Genomic DNA, 15,278 nt, shown 5'->3' with positions numbered 1-15,278 from the left:
GTGTCGGCCAGCCGGGAGAGAACTTACTGGCTGCTTCGCACCACTGCCGAGCACGCTTCGGACGCAGCTGGCCTGTCTGGGGTCGCCTATAGCATCGGGGGCGTGAGCGGCTTCAACTTTTTTGAGGGACTACTTACTGACGTGCCCCGCGCACCGGTCAAGGCGTCATCGCGTGCCTTTCGGGCCGCCATCGAGCAAGCCTTCATCGATTCCTACACGCGTCGCGACCTTGAAGACGTCCTTGCTGAAGAACTCAAGCTCCCGTGGCCAGAGACGGATGTACAGGCTGACCACAGCGAGTACAGCAAGCGCGACGTGATCAAGGCCTATACCAAGGGCTGGGAGCTGCCGCGACTCGTCGCCCTGGCACGGCGCATCGTCACCGAGCTGGACGTGGCTGGCGTCCTGCTCGAAAATCTGACGGCGCTGTTGGCCGCATACGGTCGTGGCGGCGGAGTAGGCACACCTGCCAAGAACCTGATCTTTGCAGCTAACGGTCCAAAGCCTGAACTGGTGCTGCGGGATGCCGTCAATAATGACATCGAGATTGTCCGCAACGCGGAGTTCTGCCTGATCTTCGACCAGCCAATCCCAGCCGACGGCTTGACCTACCGCAACCTGATTGAATGGTGGCGGGAACGGCAAGGCATAGACAACGACGTGACCGCCCGCGAGGTCGGCCTCGATCTCCACAAGCGACTGCGGGCAAGCCTGGGTAACAACCCTGTCGAGCTCCGAGTCTTCGATGCTTACGCGGCTCGATATAGAGACGAAAACTTTGACATTCCGGCATTGATCCCACAGGTCTACCTGCATTTCGATCCAGCCACGCAGCTTGTCCGCAAAGCTGCGGGCCAGGACGGTGGCCCTCTGGCTCGCCAGCGGATGGACTTTCTCATCTTGTTCTCGAACAGGCATCGTGTCGTGCTCGAGGTCGACGGGAAGCAGCACTACGCCGAAGGCGACATCGCAAGTCCAAAGCTGTACAGCGAGATGGTCTCCGAGGACCGCCGTCTCAGGCTGTCTGGATACGAGGTGTACCGGTTCGGTGGGGCGGAGCTCATGAACAACGTTGCCGACCGGATGCTCGCAGACTTCTTTGGACAGCTGGCCGAACGTATGAGTTGAGGAATGCTGGCGCTCGTTAAGTCTGCGACCACCTCGACCGGCACATACAGCTTCTCGACTCCCATCATGCGTCGGCGATCCAGCCGAAGAACTGGAACGTAAGATCTATCGCGCCCTCGGCGGCGAGATTGCTCGCCACTCCACCAGCGAGTGAAACGGTTCCAGGGGTTATTCACTTCGTTGAGCAGGGTCTTGCTGCAAGCATTGCAGGCACCTCTGACAATGCACCTCAGTTGGCAGACAAATTTCTCTGTCACTTCGCGAAGACTTCAGAGAGGCTGAGTACATGGAGTACAACAACGACGTTCCATGCCTAAATGGCCTGCCGGTCCGCGTGTCCACCACCAGCGACGGCTCCAGGATCTACTCCGAGTGCGGCGGCGGTTGCTATCCGGATCCCGGTGCTGGCACAGATGACTTGGGAGCACCCAAGCATTCCCATGACCCGAGCACGGCCTACTCCCTGTGATTTATCCGTTCGAGGAAGTTCAAGAATGACGTTCATCGTCGGCACTGCATTTCCTGGCGCTGCGATCGGCAGCTGACGTCTACTCTGGATCCCTCGAGCGTCGTCACTCGGCGTGAACCCCATTGATATAGCGGTCAAGCAGACCTCCACGTCGAGATTTGTAGAAATCTGCTTAACCGCTGCCGCGTCGGTGGCGCTCGCGGTTGATGTCGCACCCCGCCGATAGGATGATCACGACGTGATGCGCCGCTTCGTTGAAGATTCAAAAGCGCGCGATGACTTGCTGTTTTCTTCGATGCAGCACGTGTGAGAGTAGGACATCCATATGGCAAGACTCAGCCTCAAAGCAGTCGAGGAGCGCGTCGCTCCACTGGCCGGTAGGGCGACGTACGGCCGGGAGTTTATCTTCGATCTACTGCTCGCCTACGGGAAGCCGCAGGGCAACGTGACGCGGCTGCGCAACGGATCACTGAACATCGCTGTTGATCCCGAGACCGAGGTCGCCCAGAAGAGTGTCGTCTACTTCAAGGAGACGACAAGTGACCCGCTTGAAGTCGCCGAGGAGCTCAAGTCTTCGCCAGCTGCGGTTCGCTTCAGCACGCGCTTCGTCATCGTTACCGACTACGTCGATGTGGTCGCCCACGACATCAAAACGCGCGAGACGATTGGCTTCCCAATTCGGGAGATCGACCAGCACTTCACGTTCTTCCTACCCTGGGCAGGCATGGAGAAGGCGCAGTACGTCGCCGAATCGCATGCCGACATTAAAGCCGCTGAGCGCATGGGCAAGCTCTTCGACGAGCTGCTACAGGCAAACCCGGGGATCTTTGACGACGAACGCGGCCGCCACTCACTCAACATCTTCTTTACGCGACTGTTGTTCTGCTTCTTTGCTGAGGACACCGGGGTCTTCGGCGACAACCAGTTCACCAACGCGGTCGGCTCGCAGACCCAACCCGATGGCTCGGACCTGTCGGAGTTCTTGGCCGAGCTGTTCAAAGCTCTGGACACCGCCGACCCTGCCGACAAGCCCAAGCATCTTGTCGACTTCCCGTACGTGAACGGTCGGTTGTTCACTGCCGAAGGCGATCAGGTCGTGCCACGTTTCACCAAGCAAGCACGTGAAGAACTCATCGCGTCAGGCACACTGATTTGGCGCGACATCAACCCAGACATTTTCGGCTCGATGTTTCAGGCGATCGTCACACCGGGCAAGCGAAGTGACCTGGGTCAGCACTACACCTCGGTGCCGAACATCCTCAAGACTATCGAGCCTCTGTTCCTCGAAGCATTGAGGGATGAGATAAATGAAGCGCAGAACAGCGAGCGCCGGCTCATTCGACTGTTGGACCGCATCGCTGAGATCAAGGTATTCGACCCCGCCTGTGGATCAGGAAACTTTCTCGTTATCGCGTACAAGGAGCTGCGCAAGCTCGAGCATGCGGTCCTCGAGCGCCTCGCCGAGCTGAGTTCTTCCCACCAGGTGTTGTGGGCAGACTCGAAGATCAGCATCGAGAACTTCTACGGCATCGAGATCGACGATTTCGCCGTCGAGGTCGCGATCCTCTCGCTCTGGATCGCGAAGCACCAGATGAACCGCGAGTTTCGTGAGAAGTTCCGCGTCGAGATCCCTCTGATCCCACTGAAAGAGACGGGACAGATCAGTGCCGGGAACGCGACACGGGTGGACTGGAACGTTGTCTGCCCGAACGATGGCGAAGCTGAGATCTACTTGATTGGGAATCCACCATACAAAGGCGGCAAGACACAGTCCAGCGAAATGAAGGCGGACTATCCCTACGTGTTTAAGGGTCGGCCTTACTCAAAGGACTTGGACTACATCGCGTTGTGGTTCGTCAAGGGGGCCGACTACATCGCGGGCACTCAAGCAGAATTGGCGTTCGTCACGACAAACTCAGTCGCACAGGGTCAGCACGTTGGCCTAATGTTTCCGGCAGTCTTCTCTCAAGGAGTAGAAATCGGGTACGCTCACACCTCTTTCAAATGGGCAAACAACGCAAAACACAATGCCGGTGTTACCGTTGCGGTAATTAGCCTCCGTTCAGAAAGAACAGGCGGGAAATTCATCTTCACAGATGGTCTCCAGATCGAAGCGAAGAATATCAACGGATACCTCGCCGATGCCCCCAACATTTGGATCAACCGCAGGTCCACCCCACTCTCCCCAGCCTTGCCACAAATGACACTCGGGTCAATGCCGAAAGATGGCGGAAATCTACTTCTCGATGAGCCGGAGTATGTGCAGGCGTTACGAGCAGACCCCCGTTCAGCTCGTTATCTTAAGCGATACATTGGCTCCGCCGAGTTCATCAAGGACATCCCGCGTTATTGCATATGGGTCTCGGACTCTGAGCTCAATGACGCGATGCTCATCCCACCAATCGCAGCACGGTTCGAAGCGGTGACGATTTGGCGTAAGAGTCGAGCTGAAATCGGTGTGCAAGCTCATGCGGCAAAGCCCAACAGGTTCTTGCAGACCGCATATAAGCCAACAGAATCAATCATTTTCCCTCGAGTATCATCTGAGCGACGCTCTTATGTTCCAATGGGTTATCTAGATTCAGCGATGATTATTTCGGACCGCGCTTACGCAATATATGATGCAGAGCTATGGGTATTCAGCTTACTGAATTCGGCGATGCATATGGGCTGGATGCGGGCAATTAGCGGACGACTAAAGACCGACTACAGCTACTCGAACATGATTGTCTACAACAACTTCCCCGTGCCACCGTTGTCAGAGGCAATGAAAGAGAAACTAACAATCGCCGCCCTGCGAGTGCTCGATGTGCGTGAATACCACTGTGAGCAGACGCTGGCTGACCTTTACGACCCAGACAAGATGCCGCAGGACTTGCGCGAGGCGCATGCTGCGGTCGACGCACTGGTCGATTCGATCTACTCGAAGAAGCCGTACGAGACGGACGAAAAGCGTCTGTCAGACCTGTTCGCCATGTATGAGCGCATGACTGCTGAGGAGGCCGCGAAGGCCCCGACGAAGAAGACCCGGAGGACTATAAAGTGAACGCGATCAACAAGCCCGTGAACCTCGTCGATGTTACCTACGCGCAGACGAGGGCCTCGGTCAACACCGATAAGCGGGGCATGCGAGAGATGCAGAAGCGCGTCTTCGAGCGGCGCGACGCCCAGCATCTGCTAGTTAAAGCCCCGCCGGCGTCAGGCAAGTCGCGCGCGCTGATGTTCGTGGCACTCGACAAGCTCTACAACCAGGGCCGCAAGAAGGTCATCGTCGCGGTGCCAGAGCGCTCGATCGGAGCTTCGTTCGCACCTACCGACCTAACCAAGTATGGTTTCTGGGCGGACTGGGAGATCAAGGACGAGCACAATCTGTGCGACGCGGGCTCATCAGCGGGCAAAGTCGACGCATTTATCAACTTCCTCGAGGGACCTGACGCGGTCCTTGTCTGCACGCACGCGACGCTGCGGTTCGCGTTCGAGAAGCTGGCCCCCGAATCTTTCAACGGCACGGTGCTGGCAATCGATGAGTTCCACCATGTCTCGGCCGACACGGAATCGTCACGCCTGGGTGCGCTACTGCGCGACGTAATGAACGGCTCAGACGTGCACATCGTCGCAATGACGGGCTCCTACTTTCGTGGAGACTCGGTGCCGGTGCTGTCGCCCGAAGACGAGGCGAAGTTCACGCCAGTCACGTTCAACTATTACGACCAGCTCAACGGCTACGAGCACCTACGCTCCCTGGGCATCGGGCACCACTTCTACCAGGGGCGATACACCGACGCCATTCACGAGGTGCTCGATCTCGAGAAGAAGACGATCGTGCACATTCCGAGCGTTAACTCCGGCGAGTCCACGAAGGACAAGATCGAAGAAGTCGGCCGAATCATCGACGCGATCGGGCACGTCGTGTCGACCGATCCCGACACGGGGATCATCAGTGTACGCCGCAAAGATACTGAAGCGATCGTGCGCGTCGCTGACCTCGTCGACGATACCAACCTGCAGAAGCGCGGCGACACGCTGCACTACCTGTCGCACATCGCGTCGAAGGAGCGCGACGGGGTCGACATCATCATCGCGCTGGGCATGGCGAAAGAGGGCTTCGACTGGCCGTTCGCGGAGCATGCGCTCACCGTCGGATACCGAGCCTCCCTCACAGAGGTGATCCAGATCATCGGCCGCGTGACGCGTGACAGCCCGGGCAAATCGCACGCGCAGTTTACGAATCTCATCGCCGAGCCAGACGCCTCGCAGGGCGAAGTCAAGGTATCGGTGAACAACATGCTGAAGGCGATCACGGCGTCGCTGCTCATGGAGCAGGTGCTCGCACCGAACTTCAACTTCAAAACAAAGAAGTTCGACGACGATGAACCCGCAAAGAAGGGCGAGCTGAAGATCAAGGGCTTCAAGGAGCCCTCCAGCAATCGCGTGAAGCAGATCGTCGAGACGGACCTGAACGATCTGAAGGCCACGATCTTGCAGGACGACACGTTCGCCAAGGCCGCCGCAGGCTCCGTCGACGCCGAGACGACGAACAAAGTTCTGATCCCGAAGATCATTAGAGAGAAGTACCCAGACCTCACCGAGGAGCAGGTCGAAGAGGTACGCCAGCAGGTGGTCGTCGACTCGGTGGTCAAGAACGGCGAAGTACGCGAAGTCGGCGACAAGCGCTTCATCAAGATGGCCGAGAAGTTCGTGAACATCGAGGAGTTGAACATCAACCTCATCGACTCTGTCAATCCGTTCCAACGGGCGTTCGAGGTGTTGTCGAAGTCGGTAACGCCATCGGTGCTGCGGCTGATCCAGGACACGATCACCTCGACCAAGATCCAGTTCTCTGAAGAGGAGGCTCTGGCTCTGTACCCGAAGATAAAGACCTGGGTGCAGGTCAATGGAAAGCGCCCTGACCTTCGCTCGGAAGACCCCGCGGAGAAGAACTTGGCCGCGGCGCTGCTGTTCTTACAGAGGTTGAAACAGCAGCGTCAGTCCGAGAAGGCCGAAACCGAGATGGTAGAACCCTCATGACACCGATCGATTACACGGCTAAAGAGGATCTCGTGATTACCCTCGATGACATCCTCCACGACGAGCTACTGAATACGCCGGAGAAGCCGAAGAAGCTCACCTCGTCGGACCGCCTCGAGCGTGCCTTTCTCGAGATTGTCGAATTTCGGCGCGCAGAGGGGCGACTGCCCAGTTCACAGACACGCGAGATTGCCGAGCGTAAGCTCGGTGCACGCCTCGATGGGTTTCTGGCCAACGATGCGAAGGCCGAAGCTGTAAAGCATCTCGATGAGTTCGGCCTGCTCGAAGCACCCGAAGCCCCGGCCTCCATCGACGACCTGCTCGAGAACCACGACTTTGATGATCTGTTAGGCGATGAGTCAGGGATTCTCGACGTGTCGGACTTGCCTATGGTCAAGCGCCCCGAGTCGGCCGAGTCGATCGCTCAGCGAGTGAAGGCAAATGACTTTGAGCAGTTCGAGCCGCTGTTCAAGGCGAAGCATGCTGAGATGCAGGACGGCACGTTCACACTGAAGCCGTTCACCGGCATGGATCTGATTCGCGAAGGCGTGTTCTTCGTGCTCAACGGAGTGATGTGCTTCGTCGCCGAGGTCGGTGACGACGTCGACCTTGTTGTGGGCGGCAAACGCACACAGAAGCAGCGCCTGCGCGTTGTGTTCGAGAACGGCACCGAGTCGGCCATGTACCGACAGAGTCTGATGACGCGCATGTACGAGGCCCAGGGGCAGGTGCTCGCGCGCACAGGGCACGATGTGAGCGAGATCTTGGACACAGACATCGAGAGCGGCCACATCTACGTGCTGCAATCACTCAGCACCGATCCGTTGATCGCCAACATGAAGGACCTGCACAAGATCGGATTCTCGACAACGAGCGTCGAACAGCGTGTGAAGGGCGCGTCGACGTCGCCGACGTATCTGATGGCTCCGGTCACAATCGTGGCCGACTACCGCGTGTACAACCTCAGGGCGTCGGCGCTAGAGAACCTGTTGCACCGGGTGTTCGCCGAGGTCCGCCTGGACCTGACACAGGTCGACAGTAAGGGCCGGGACTACGACCCATCCGAGTGGTTCATAGTGCCGCGAGACGTGATCAACCAGGCCATCTCCATGATCATGTCTGGCGAGATCGTCGAGTACGAGTATGACCGGGTAGAGCAGAAACTGGTCGAACGGAGCAATCGTGGCAGTTGAAATGGGCCTGTGGCGCGCGGAGGGTGGCCAGCTCAGCCGCATCGTCCCGACTTCAATCGGTCTCGAGTCCCACCTCGAGACGTACATCGAGTCCGACCCGTCGATGCTCGGTGAGACGCTGCTGATCATCGGTCGCCAGGTCCCTACGGTGTACGGCGGCTTCATCGACTTGCTCGCACTCGATGAGACTGCTGCTGTTCATGTCATCGAGCTCAAGCGCGACAAGACTCCGCGCGACGTCACGGCCCAGGTTCTGGACTACGGCTCTTGGGTCGCGGGGCTGGGCCGTGCCCAGGTCCAAGGCATCTTCGAGGCATACAAGCCCGGGGTCGCGCTCGAGGAGGCTTTCGCGGAGTGCTTCAACGAGACCCTACCAGAGGAGGTCAACAGCACGCAGACATTCACGATCGTCGCGGCGAGCGTCGACGCGGCCACCGAGCGCATCGTGCGGTTTCTCAACGAAGGCTTCGCCGTGCCGATCAACGTCGTCTTCTTTCGCCACTTCGAAGACAACGGGGCGAGGTACCTCGCCCGCACCTGGTTGGTCGAAAACGAAGGCCAGCAGGCTGCAGGCGCTGCGCCCGCTCGGCAGACGAAAACTCGTGAGTCGTGGAACGGCAGCGACTGGTACGTCGCGTTCGGTGACGACAGAGGCTCCCGCCAGTGGGCGGACGCGCAGAAGTATGGCTTCGTCTCGGGCGGCGGCGGGGCGTGGTTTTCTCGGACCCTGAAGAACCTGCCGATCGACGCTCGAGTCTTCGTACACATCCCCAAAGCGGGCTACGTCGGCGTCGGCACCGTGAGCGGAGAGGCCCGACGCTTCGACGAGGCACTGGTCGAGGTCGACGGCGTCGAGACGCCGCTGCAGAGCCTCCCGCTCGTCGGCAGCTATCGCCACGAGGGCGACGATGAAGACAACAGCGCTGAGTGGGTGGTGCCCGTCGAATGGACCAAGACTGTGCCTCGCGAGCAGGCGGTGTGGAAGAACGGAATGTTCGCGAACCAGAACACCGCAGCGAAGCTGCGTCAGAAGTTCACCATCGAGCAGGTGACGAACGAGTTCGACCTCGACGACTGACCTTCTCGGCTTGGACGCCCTGAACGACCTGCTTGCCTCCAGCGCTCCCGCAACCTTGCGTAGACCCGCTTCGCACTCCTCGCCCTCGGAGCACAGTGCGCGACTAAGAAGACCGCTTGCGCTGGCACCGCGGACAAAAGTGCGACGAACGCCCACCAAACGGCACGCGCCGAATCAAGGTGCCGCAGCGCGGGCACGGCTCTCCCCCGCGGCTATACGCGTTCAGCGAGTGCGCGAAGTAACCGGCCTGCCCGTTCACGTTGACGTATTGCGCATCGAAGCTGGTGCCGCCCTCTGCGAGCGCCTTGCGAAACACGTCGCGCAACGCTTCGAGTAGCTCACGGGCCTTGCGCACGCTCACCGCTGATCCCGCCGTCTCGGGGTGCAATCGCGCCCGCCAGAGTGCCTCGTCGGCGTAGATGTTGCCGACGCCACTGACGATCGACTGGTCGAGGATCAGCTGTTTAACGCCGCGGGTGCGCGCACGCAAGCGCGCCACAAACGCCGCATCATCGAACACCGGCTCGAGCGGATCGGGGGCGATGTGCACCGCCTGGCCGGGCACGCGCGGCGAAAGCCGCTCGGCGGCCGTCGTGAAGGGATCCGGCACGAGAGTGTCGAGCGCGAGCGAACCAAAGAGCCGTTGGTCAGAGAAGTCGAGGCGCAGCTCGCCGTGCGCGGGGTGTTCGAGCCACAGCCGCACCCGCACGTGCCGGTCGTCTGCGGCGTCGACCTCGCGCAGCAGCATTTGGCCGCTCATGCCTAGGTGCACGAGCAGTGCACGGCCCGGCTCGGCACCGGCCGCACCGGCAGCAACAAGCCCGCCGCCCACCGGAATCCACATGAACTTACCGCGCCGCATAGGCGCCGCGAGCGAAAGCCCCACGACGCGCCGCTCAAAGTCGGCGGCGCGCACCGCGCCCTCGCCGGCGGTGAGTGTCACGCCGTGGCCGGTGCGACCATCAGCGAACCCACCCGCCAGCGGCACGTGCCGTTTGAGCGCCCGGGGGTCGAGCACCTCGCAGCCCGCGATGCGGGCGCCGGTGACGGCGGGGGCGAGCCCCGCCCGCACCACTTCAACCTCGGGCAACTCAGGCATGCGTGCTTTTTAACCTCGGGGGCCCAGTTGGCGCACCGCGTCACGCGCGGCCGCCAGCTCGGCGACCTTCTTGCTCGTGCCACGGCCAAAGCCGGTCACCCCGTCAAGCGTCACCGTCGAGGTGTAGCGTTTGGCGTGGTCGGGGCCTGTGCCCGCAGTAAGATACGGCGGATGCGGCAGGCCGAGCGAAGCGGCGATCGCCTGCAGCGAGGTTTTGGGGTCGAGTGCCTCGGTAAACCGGGCGGGGTCTGCCAAGAGCGGCGCGATCAGGTCGAGCACAAACTGTGCGGCGACCTGGGGTGTGGTCGACAGATAAACCGCCCCGATCACGGCCTCAACCGCGTCAGCCAAAATCGAGGCTTTCTCGCGGCCCCCCGTGCCTTCTTCGCCTTTACCGAGCCGCAAGAATGCGCCGAGGCCGAGGCCGAGGGCCACCTCAGCGAGCGCGACACTCGACACGAGCGCTGCGCGGCGTTTTGCGAGATCGCCCTCGGTGAGAGCGGGGTAGGTGCGATACAGCATGTCTGTCACGGCCAGCCCCAACACCGAGTCACCCAAGAATTCGAGGCGCTCGTTGTGGGGTGCACCGTCGTGTTCGTACGCCCACGAGCGGTGTGTAAATGCGAGCTGCAGTAGCTCGTCGTCGATCGCGACACCGAATGAACGAAGAACGCCGCCGGGCCCGCCCTGAGGCGTTCCCGACGGCGTTCCAGCTTCGGTGTGCGGGATCGAGTGTTCGTTCCCTGTCACGCGAAAAGACTTACGCGTCAGCGACCTTGCGGCCCTTGTACTCGAGGAACAGGGGGGTGCCCTGTGAGTCCTCAACTACGCGAGCGCGGTGCGGGAGGCTGTAAACGGTCTTGCCGTTTTCTACAGTCTTGACCAGGGTCGGGACCGAGGCCTTCCACGCCGAACGGCGGTGACGGGTGTTCGAGCGCGACATCTTCCGCTTGGGAACAGCCATGATGTTCTCTTTCCTACTTGCTTTCAGACTCGGGGTGTTCCCCTGAGTCACGTTTTTCATCAGCCGCGACCGCGCCCGCCGTGAAGCGGGCCAGTGCTGCCCAGCGCGGATCAATCTCTGCGTCAAGCATCACCGCAGCCTCGGCCTCGCGCAGCTCACCGGACTCGGGATCGAGCCCCGGGCAGTCCGGGCGACACACTGGCTGGAACGGGAGTGCAAGCACTACCGCGTCTCGGAGCGGGGGTTCAAGATCCACGTGATCACCGTGAACCCCATACTCGTCGGCCTCCGTAGGAGTATACGCGAAAAGTTCTTGGAACTCGACTTGAAACGGCGTGGCGAATTCTTTCAAGCAGCGACCGCACTCGGCCTGCAGTGTCGCGTCGACTTCTGCCGACACGAGAATACCCTCGTGCACCGACTCGAGGCGCACGTCGAGCTCCATTTCGGTGCCGGCGGGCACCACGGCGAGAGCTTCGCCAAACTGTTCGGGCACGGTGATGGTGCGCGAGCGTTCGCGCATCTCCCCCGGCCGGTTCGCGATGTCGCGAATGTTTTCTTCATATACGCGCGTGGCGTGCATTATGCGGGCCTTGTCTTATCGAGGAAGCGGGCAACCGCTTTCGGTACATACGGTGAGACGTCGCCGCCGAGGGCCGCCACCTGGCGCACGAGCGTGCTTGACACGTGGGCGTGTGCGGGGTCGGGCAGCATGAACACGGTCTCGACGTCTGCGAGGCTGCGGTTCATGAGCACCATCGGCGTCTCGTAGGCGACGTCGATCTGTGACCTGATGCCCTTCACGAGCACGTTCGCGCCCACTTCGGTGCAGTAGTCAACGAGCAGGCCCATCGACCACGAGGCCACAAGAATGTTGCTGGGGATCTCGGGATCCTCAGCAATCGACTTTTGAATGAGATTGACGCGCTCCGAGATCGGCAGCATCGCGTTCTTGCCCGGGTTATGCACCACGAGCACATGCACCTCATCGAAGATCTTGGCGGAGCGCCGGATCACATCGAGGTGCCCCAGCGTCACCGGATCGAAGGAACCGGGTACGACGGCAATCTTGCTCATACCTCTACCCTAGCGCGGCCCCGGCCGAGAATCCCGAAAACGCGCCAGGTGTGAGCTGCTGCGTCACAGTCCGTGCTCTTTCGCGAAGATCACGGCGTGTACGCGGTCGCGCAGCGCGAGCTTCGACAGCACTCGCCCCACGTGGGTCTTCACGGTCGACTCCGACAAAAACAGTTGCCCGCTAATCTCGGCGTTATTAAGCCCCGCCGCGATCAGTGCAAGCACTTCGCGCTCGCGCTCGGTGAGGCATTCAAGCGCCGCGCTCGGCTCCTCCGGACGAGGCTCCCCGGTGCCCGACACTGCATCGCCCCCCAGCCCGATGCGCTCGATGAGCCTGCGCGTGACGCTCGGCGCCATCGCCGAGTCGCCAGCCGCGATGGCGTAGATTGCGGCCACGAGCTCTTCGGGCTTCGCGTCTTTGAGTAGAAACCCGGCGGCCCCCGCCCGAATCGCATCAAGCGCATACTCGTCAAGATCGAACGTGGTGAGCACGAGCACGCGCGTGGACGCGAAGCGGCGCGCGATCTCCCCCGTCGCCTCGATGCCGTTCATGCCCGGCATGCGCACGTCCATCAGGGCGACGTCGCACCCCGATCCTGCCGCCTGCAGCCGCTCGAGCACGGCGAGCGCTTCGCCGCCGTCGCCGGCCTCGGCGACGACTTCGAGGCCGGGCTCGGCCCCCAGCACGAGCGAGAACCCTGTGCGAATCAGCTCTTGGTCGTCAATGATCATGACGCGAATCTTGGGGGCGGTCATGGCTGCTCCGTCTGTGTCTGTGTGGCGTCTGTCTGCTGGGTTGCTGGGTGCTGTTCCGGATCGTCGGCCGCGGCAGCCCGATCCGGCGCTGTGCCCGACGCCCCGCCCGCACCGAGGGCAGCGGGGAGTGTGATGCGCAGTTGCCAACCGGGGCCGCCTGGGGCTGGGCCCGCGGTGGCGGTGCCGCCGAGCATGCGGGCGCGCTCGCGCATGCCCGCGATGCCTTTGCCCGCACCGAGACTCGTGCTGGGCACAGAAGAACCGGGCGCCGGGCCAAAATCCCGCACCGTCACCGTCGTCGCGGTCGGGCCGCTGTGCACCGTGGCTTCGACGCGGGCGCCCGCGCCTGCGTATCGCAGCGCGTTCGTGAGTGCTTCTTGTACCGCGCGGTACACGGCGAGCTCTTGCCCGCGGTCACCCGAGGGTTGGCCGTCAATGCGCAGCCCCACCTGTAGTCCGGCGGCGCGAAAACCCTGTGCCAGCTCGGGCAGGTCGGTGAGACCCGGCTGCGGCGCGAGCTCTGCCTGTTCATCTGACCCGAGCGCGCCGAGGAGACGGCGGGTTTCTGCGAGCGCGTTGCGGCCGGTCTCGGCGCTCTTACGCATCGCCTTCGCCGCCGCTTCGGGTGAAGTTGCGGCGGCGCGGGCGGCTCCCTCAGACAGTGCGATCATGACCGAGAGCGAGTGAGCCACGATGTCGTGCATTTCGCGCGAGATACGCTCGCGCTCTTCGGCGACCGCGAGTTTGGCGCGCTGGTCGCGCTCACGCGCCAGCTGGTGGGCGCGGTCGATGATCGCGGCGAGGTAGCGGCGCCGGTTACCGAGGTTAATGCCGAGCATCACGATCGCCGCGTACCACAGCCCCGAAATAATGGCGAGCACCAAGAATTCTTGCCTCGACGGCGGCACCAGCTCCATCGCGGCGTTACCCGCCATGTCGGCTTCTAAGAGACCCGAGGGGGCGAGGCCGAGCGGCATAAACAGCTGCAGCATGCTGCCCGCGTAGGCGACGGCGAACCCGATCCAGCCAGCGGCTACGCTGCGATAGACGGGCACCGCGTAGAGCATGAAGCACAGCGCGACTACGGTCGCAAAGCTTTGAATCCCGTGTTCACCAAACGACACGACGGTGACCGCGACGAGCCCGGTGAGCGGCAGCTTGCGCCGGTACAGCAGCGCCGCGGCAACAATCAAGATGCGCAGCACCGCGAAGGGCCACCACGGCCAACTCAAGTACGCGGGCATGAGTACATCGGTCATGCCCACTTCGACGTCGGTTGACACGTCCTGTTGCATGACGGCCGCGTTGCCAAACGCCAGCATCGCATCGAGCAGCACGCCAAAGGTCGCGCCGAGCACGTACCAGACGACGATGAACACGTCGACGGCGCGCGGGTGCTCGGCAAGGTAGCGCCTGAGCACCCCCGGCGGTTTGGGTAGCCGCAACTCGGTGCCGGTCACGCTCGTCATACCTTCAACCCTACTCACTGCGCGGTGGCCAGCAGGCGCTGCCTGCCGACCACCGCAATACATCAATCGTTGCCGCGGGTGCTAGTGAGCGTCGCGTCGCTTGAACACGATCGCCGCCGGGATCACGGTGACCGCGGCCCACGCCACCATCACCGCAAGCGCCCCGCCGTAGCCGAGACCCGTTGCGCCCATGGCACTCGCCTCGGTTGCGTTCATTACACCCATCGACAGCAGGTTGGCGAGGTTGGTCGGCAGATATTCAAACACGGTGGGCACCCACTCCCAGCCGGTCATCATGAGCACCTGCAGCGCGATAGGGGCCACGAACGTTACGCCCGCCACGATGCCAATGCCCGCGGCGGCGTTGCGGGTGAGCGTGGCCAACCCGTACGCAAAGAGTGCGAGCAGCGTGAGGTAAGCGATGAGGCCGAGCGCGCTCGTGACCACCTGGGCTGTCAAGAGCTGCGTGGCAGTCGCGGGGTCAAAGGCTACGGCGAGCAGCAGGCTGCCCACGACCACGACGGCCGCGGTGACGAGCGCGAGCACGGCGAGCATGATCCCCTTCGCCGCAAATACCGCGCCGCGGCGGGGAGCAGCCACGAGCGTCGACAGGATCAGGCCGCTCGCGTACTCGCTCGACATGACGAGCACACCGAGCACACCAAACACGAGCGCAATGAACGGCACCGAGATGCTCGAAGCCATCAGCAGGTACTGTGTCTGCTCGGCGACCCCCGCCCCCTCACCCGCCATGCCCTCCGACACCCACAGCAGCGAAAACAGGCCGCTGAGCCCAAGCCCCGCGATGAGGGTCGCAGCGAGGGTGAAGCGCACGCTGCGCAGCGAGCTGAGCTTGATGCGCTCCGAGCGCAGCAGGCCCGCGAAGCTCAGCTTCGCTCCCGCCGCGGCGCGGTGGGCGGCGGGCGCCTGGCCCGCGGGCCGCTGGGCGGCGGCGGCGGGGTGAGCGGTGCGCGGATCCGGAGCCCAGCTGCCGTCGAGAAGATAGGTCGTAGTCAT

At 62.1% G+C, this 15,278-nt stretch carries 13 protein-coding genes; 5 read left to right on the top strand and 8 right to left on the bottom strand.

Translation table 11 applies throughout. The features are described 5' to 3' along the window. Positions 1-102: 102 nt before the first annotated feature. The 5 genes from ACXR2T_RS13075 (at position 103) to ACXR2T_RS13055 (ending at position 8,896) form a co-directional block, all read left to right on the top strand. Positions 103-1,128 (top strand): hypothetical protein, encoded by a 1,026-nt coding sequence (locus tag ACXR2T_RS13075; RefSeq protein WP_458839652.1) that lies wholly within the window; start codon positions 103-105, stop codon positions 1,126-1,128. Positions 1,129-1,922: 794 nt separating this feature from the next. Beyond that, the gene (locus ACXR2T_RS13070) at positions 1,923-4,643 is read left to right on the top strand and encodes a DNA methyltransferase (RefSeq protein ID WP_458839654.1); all 2,721 of its coding nucleotides are present in this window, start codon (positions 1,923-1,925) and stop codon (positions 4,641-4,643) included. Next, entirely contained in the window at positions 4,640-6,625 is a 1,986-nt protein-coding gene (locus tag ACXR2T_RS13065; protein ID WP_458839656.1) for a DEAD/DEAH box helicase, read from the top strand. Before ACXR2T_RS13070 ends, ACXR2T_RS13065 begins: the two co-directional genes overlap by 4 nt. Then, on the top strand, positions 6,622-7,818 hold the full coding sequence (locus tag ACXR2T_RS13060) for a GIY-YIG nuclease family protein (RefSeq protein WP_458839658.1): 1,197 nt from the start codon (positions 6,622-6,624) through the stop codon (positions 7,816-7,818). Before ACXR2T_RS13065 ends, ACXR2T_RS13060 begins: the two co-directional genes overlap by 4 nt. After that, a complete protein-coding gene (locus ACXR2T_RS13055) occupies positions 7,808-8,896 on the top strand; it encodes an endonuclease NucS domain-containing protein (protein WP_458839660.1) in 1,089 nt (362 codons plus the stop codon). Before ACXR2T_RS13060 ends, ACXR2T_RS13055 begins: the two co-directional genes overlap by 11 nt. Positions 8,897-8,999: 103 nt before the next feature. Here ACXR2T_RS13055 and mutM read toward each other — a convergent pair whose 3' ends face one another. From mutM to ACXR2T_RS13015, 8 genes are all read right to left on the bottom strand, one after another. Beyond that, a complete protein-coding gene (mutM, locus tag ACXR2T_RS13050) occupies positions 9,000-9,995 on the bottom strand; it encodes a bifunctional DNA-formamidopyrimidine glycosylase/DNA-(apurinic or apyrimidinic site) lyase (protein ID WP_458839662.1) in 996 nt (331 codons plus the stop codon). Between the two features lie 9 nt (positions 9,996-10,004). Beyond that, positions 10,005-10,745 carry a ribonuclease III gene (gene rnc / locus ACXR2T_RS13045; RefSeq protein ID WP_458839664.1) on the bottom strand — a complete coding sequence of 247 codons (741 nt, stop codon included), beginning with the start codon at positions 10,743-10,745 and terminating at the stop codon, positions 10,005-10,007. A 10-nt stretch (positions 10,746-10,755) separates the two neighbouring features. Then, complete coding sequence (rpmF, locus tag ACXR2T_RS13040; RefSeq protein ID WP_017793916.1) at positions 10,756-10,959, bottom strand: 50S ribosomal protein L32; 204 nt, start codon at positions 10,957-10,959, stop codon at positions 10,756-10,758. A gap of 13 nt (positions 10,960-10,972) precedes the next feature. Then, positions 10,973-11,542 carry a YceD family protein gene (locus tag ACXR2T_RS13035; RefSeq protein ID WP_458839665.1) on the bottom strand — a complete coding sequence of 190 codons (570 nt, stop codon included), beginning with the start codon at positions 11,540-11,542 and terminating at the stop codon, positions 10,973-10,975. Continuing rightward, positions 11,542-12,036, bottom strand: a complete 495-nt coding sequence (gene coaD / locus ACXR2T_RS13030) for a pantetheine-phosphate adenylyltransferase (RefSeq protein WP_458816251.1) — start codon at positions 12,034-12,036, stop codon at positions 11,542-11,544. The genes ACXR2T_RS13035 and coaD overlap by 1 nt, the downstream gene beginning before the upstream one ends. Positions 12,037-12,099: 63 nt before the next feature. After that, positions 12,100-12,792 (bottom strand): response regulator, encoded by a 693-nt coding sequence (locus tag ACXR2T_RS13025; RefSeq protein ID WP_458839667.1) that lies wholly within the window; start codon positions 12,790-12,792, stop codon positions 12,100-12,102. Continuing rightward, the gene (locus tag ACXR2T_RS13020; protein WP_458839669.1) at positions 12,789-14,261 is read right to left on the bottom strand and encodes a sensor histidine kinase; all 1,473 of its coding nucleotides are present in this window, start codon (positions 14,259-14,261) and stop codon (positions 12,789-12,791) included. The genes ACXR2T_RS13025 and ACXR2T_RS13020 overlap by 4 nt, the downstream gene beginning before the upstream one ends. 81 nt (positions 14,262-14,342) lie before the next feature. Next, a complete protein-coding gene (locus ACXR2T_RS13015; RefSeq protein WP_458839670.1) occupies positions 14,343-15,278 on the bottom strand; it encodes a DUF2705 family protein in 936 nt (311 codons plus the stop codon).

Source organism: Leucobacter faecis, from assembly GCF_054456635.2.
This window is presented reverse-complemented; position numbering and strand designations above follow the sequence as displayed.

Coding starts and splice junctions, on each gene's coding strand:
- ACXR2T_RS13070 (WP_458839654.1), top strand. CDS start 1,923: ATGGCAAGACTCAGCCTCAAAGCAGTCGAGGAGCGCGTCGCTCCACTG.
- ACXR2T_RS13060 (WP_458839658.1), top strand. CDS start 6,622: ATGACACCGATCGATTACACGGCTAAAGAGGATCTCGTGATTACCCTC.
- mutM (WP_458839662.1), bottom strand. CDS start 9,995: ATGCCTGAGTTGCCCGAGGTTGAAGTGGTGCGGGCGGGGCTCGCCCCC.
- rpmF (WP_017793916.1), bottom strand. CDS start 10,959: ATGGCTGTTCCCAAGCGGAAGATGTCGCGCTCGAACACCCGTCACCGC.
- ACXR2T_RS13035 (WP_458839665.1), bottom strand. CDS start 11,542: ATGCACGCCACGCGCGTATATGAAGAAAACATTCGCGACATCGCGAAC.
- coaD (WP_458816251.1), bottom strand. CDS start 12,036: ATGAGCAAGATTGCCGTCGTACCCGGTTCCTTCGATCCGGTGACGCTG.
- ACXR2T_RS13025 (WP_458839667.1), bottom strand. CDS start 12,792: ATGACCGCCCCCAAGATTCGCGTCATGATCATTGACGACCAAGAGCTG.
- ACXR2T_RS13020 (WP_458839669.1), bottom strand. CDS start 14,261: ATGACGAGCGTGACCGGCACCGAGTTGCGGCTACCCAAACCGCCGGGG.
- ACXR2T_RS13015 (WP_458839670.1), bottom strand. CDS start 15,278: ATGACTACGACCTATCTTCTCGACGGCAGCTGGGCTCCGGATCCGCGC.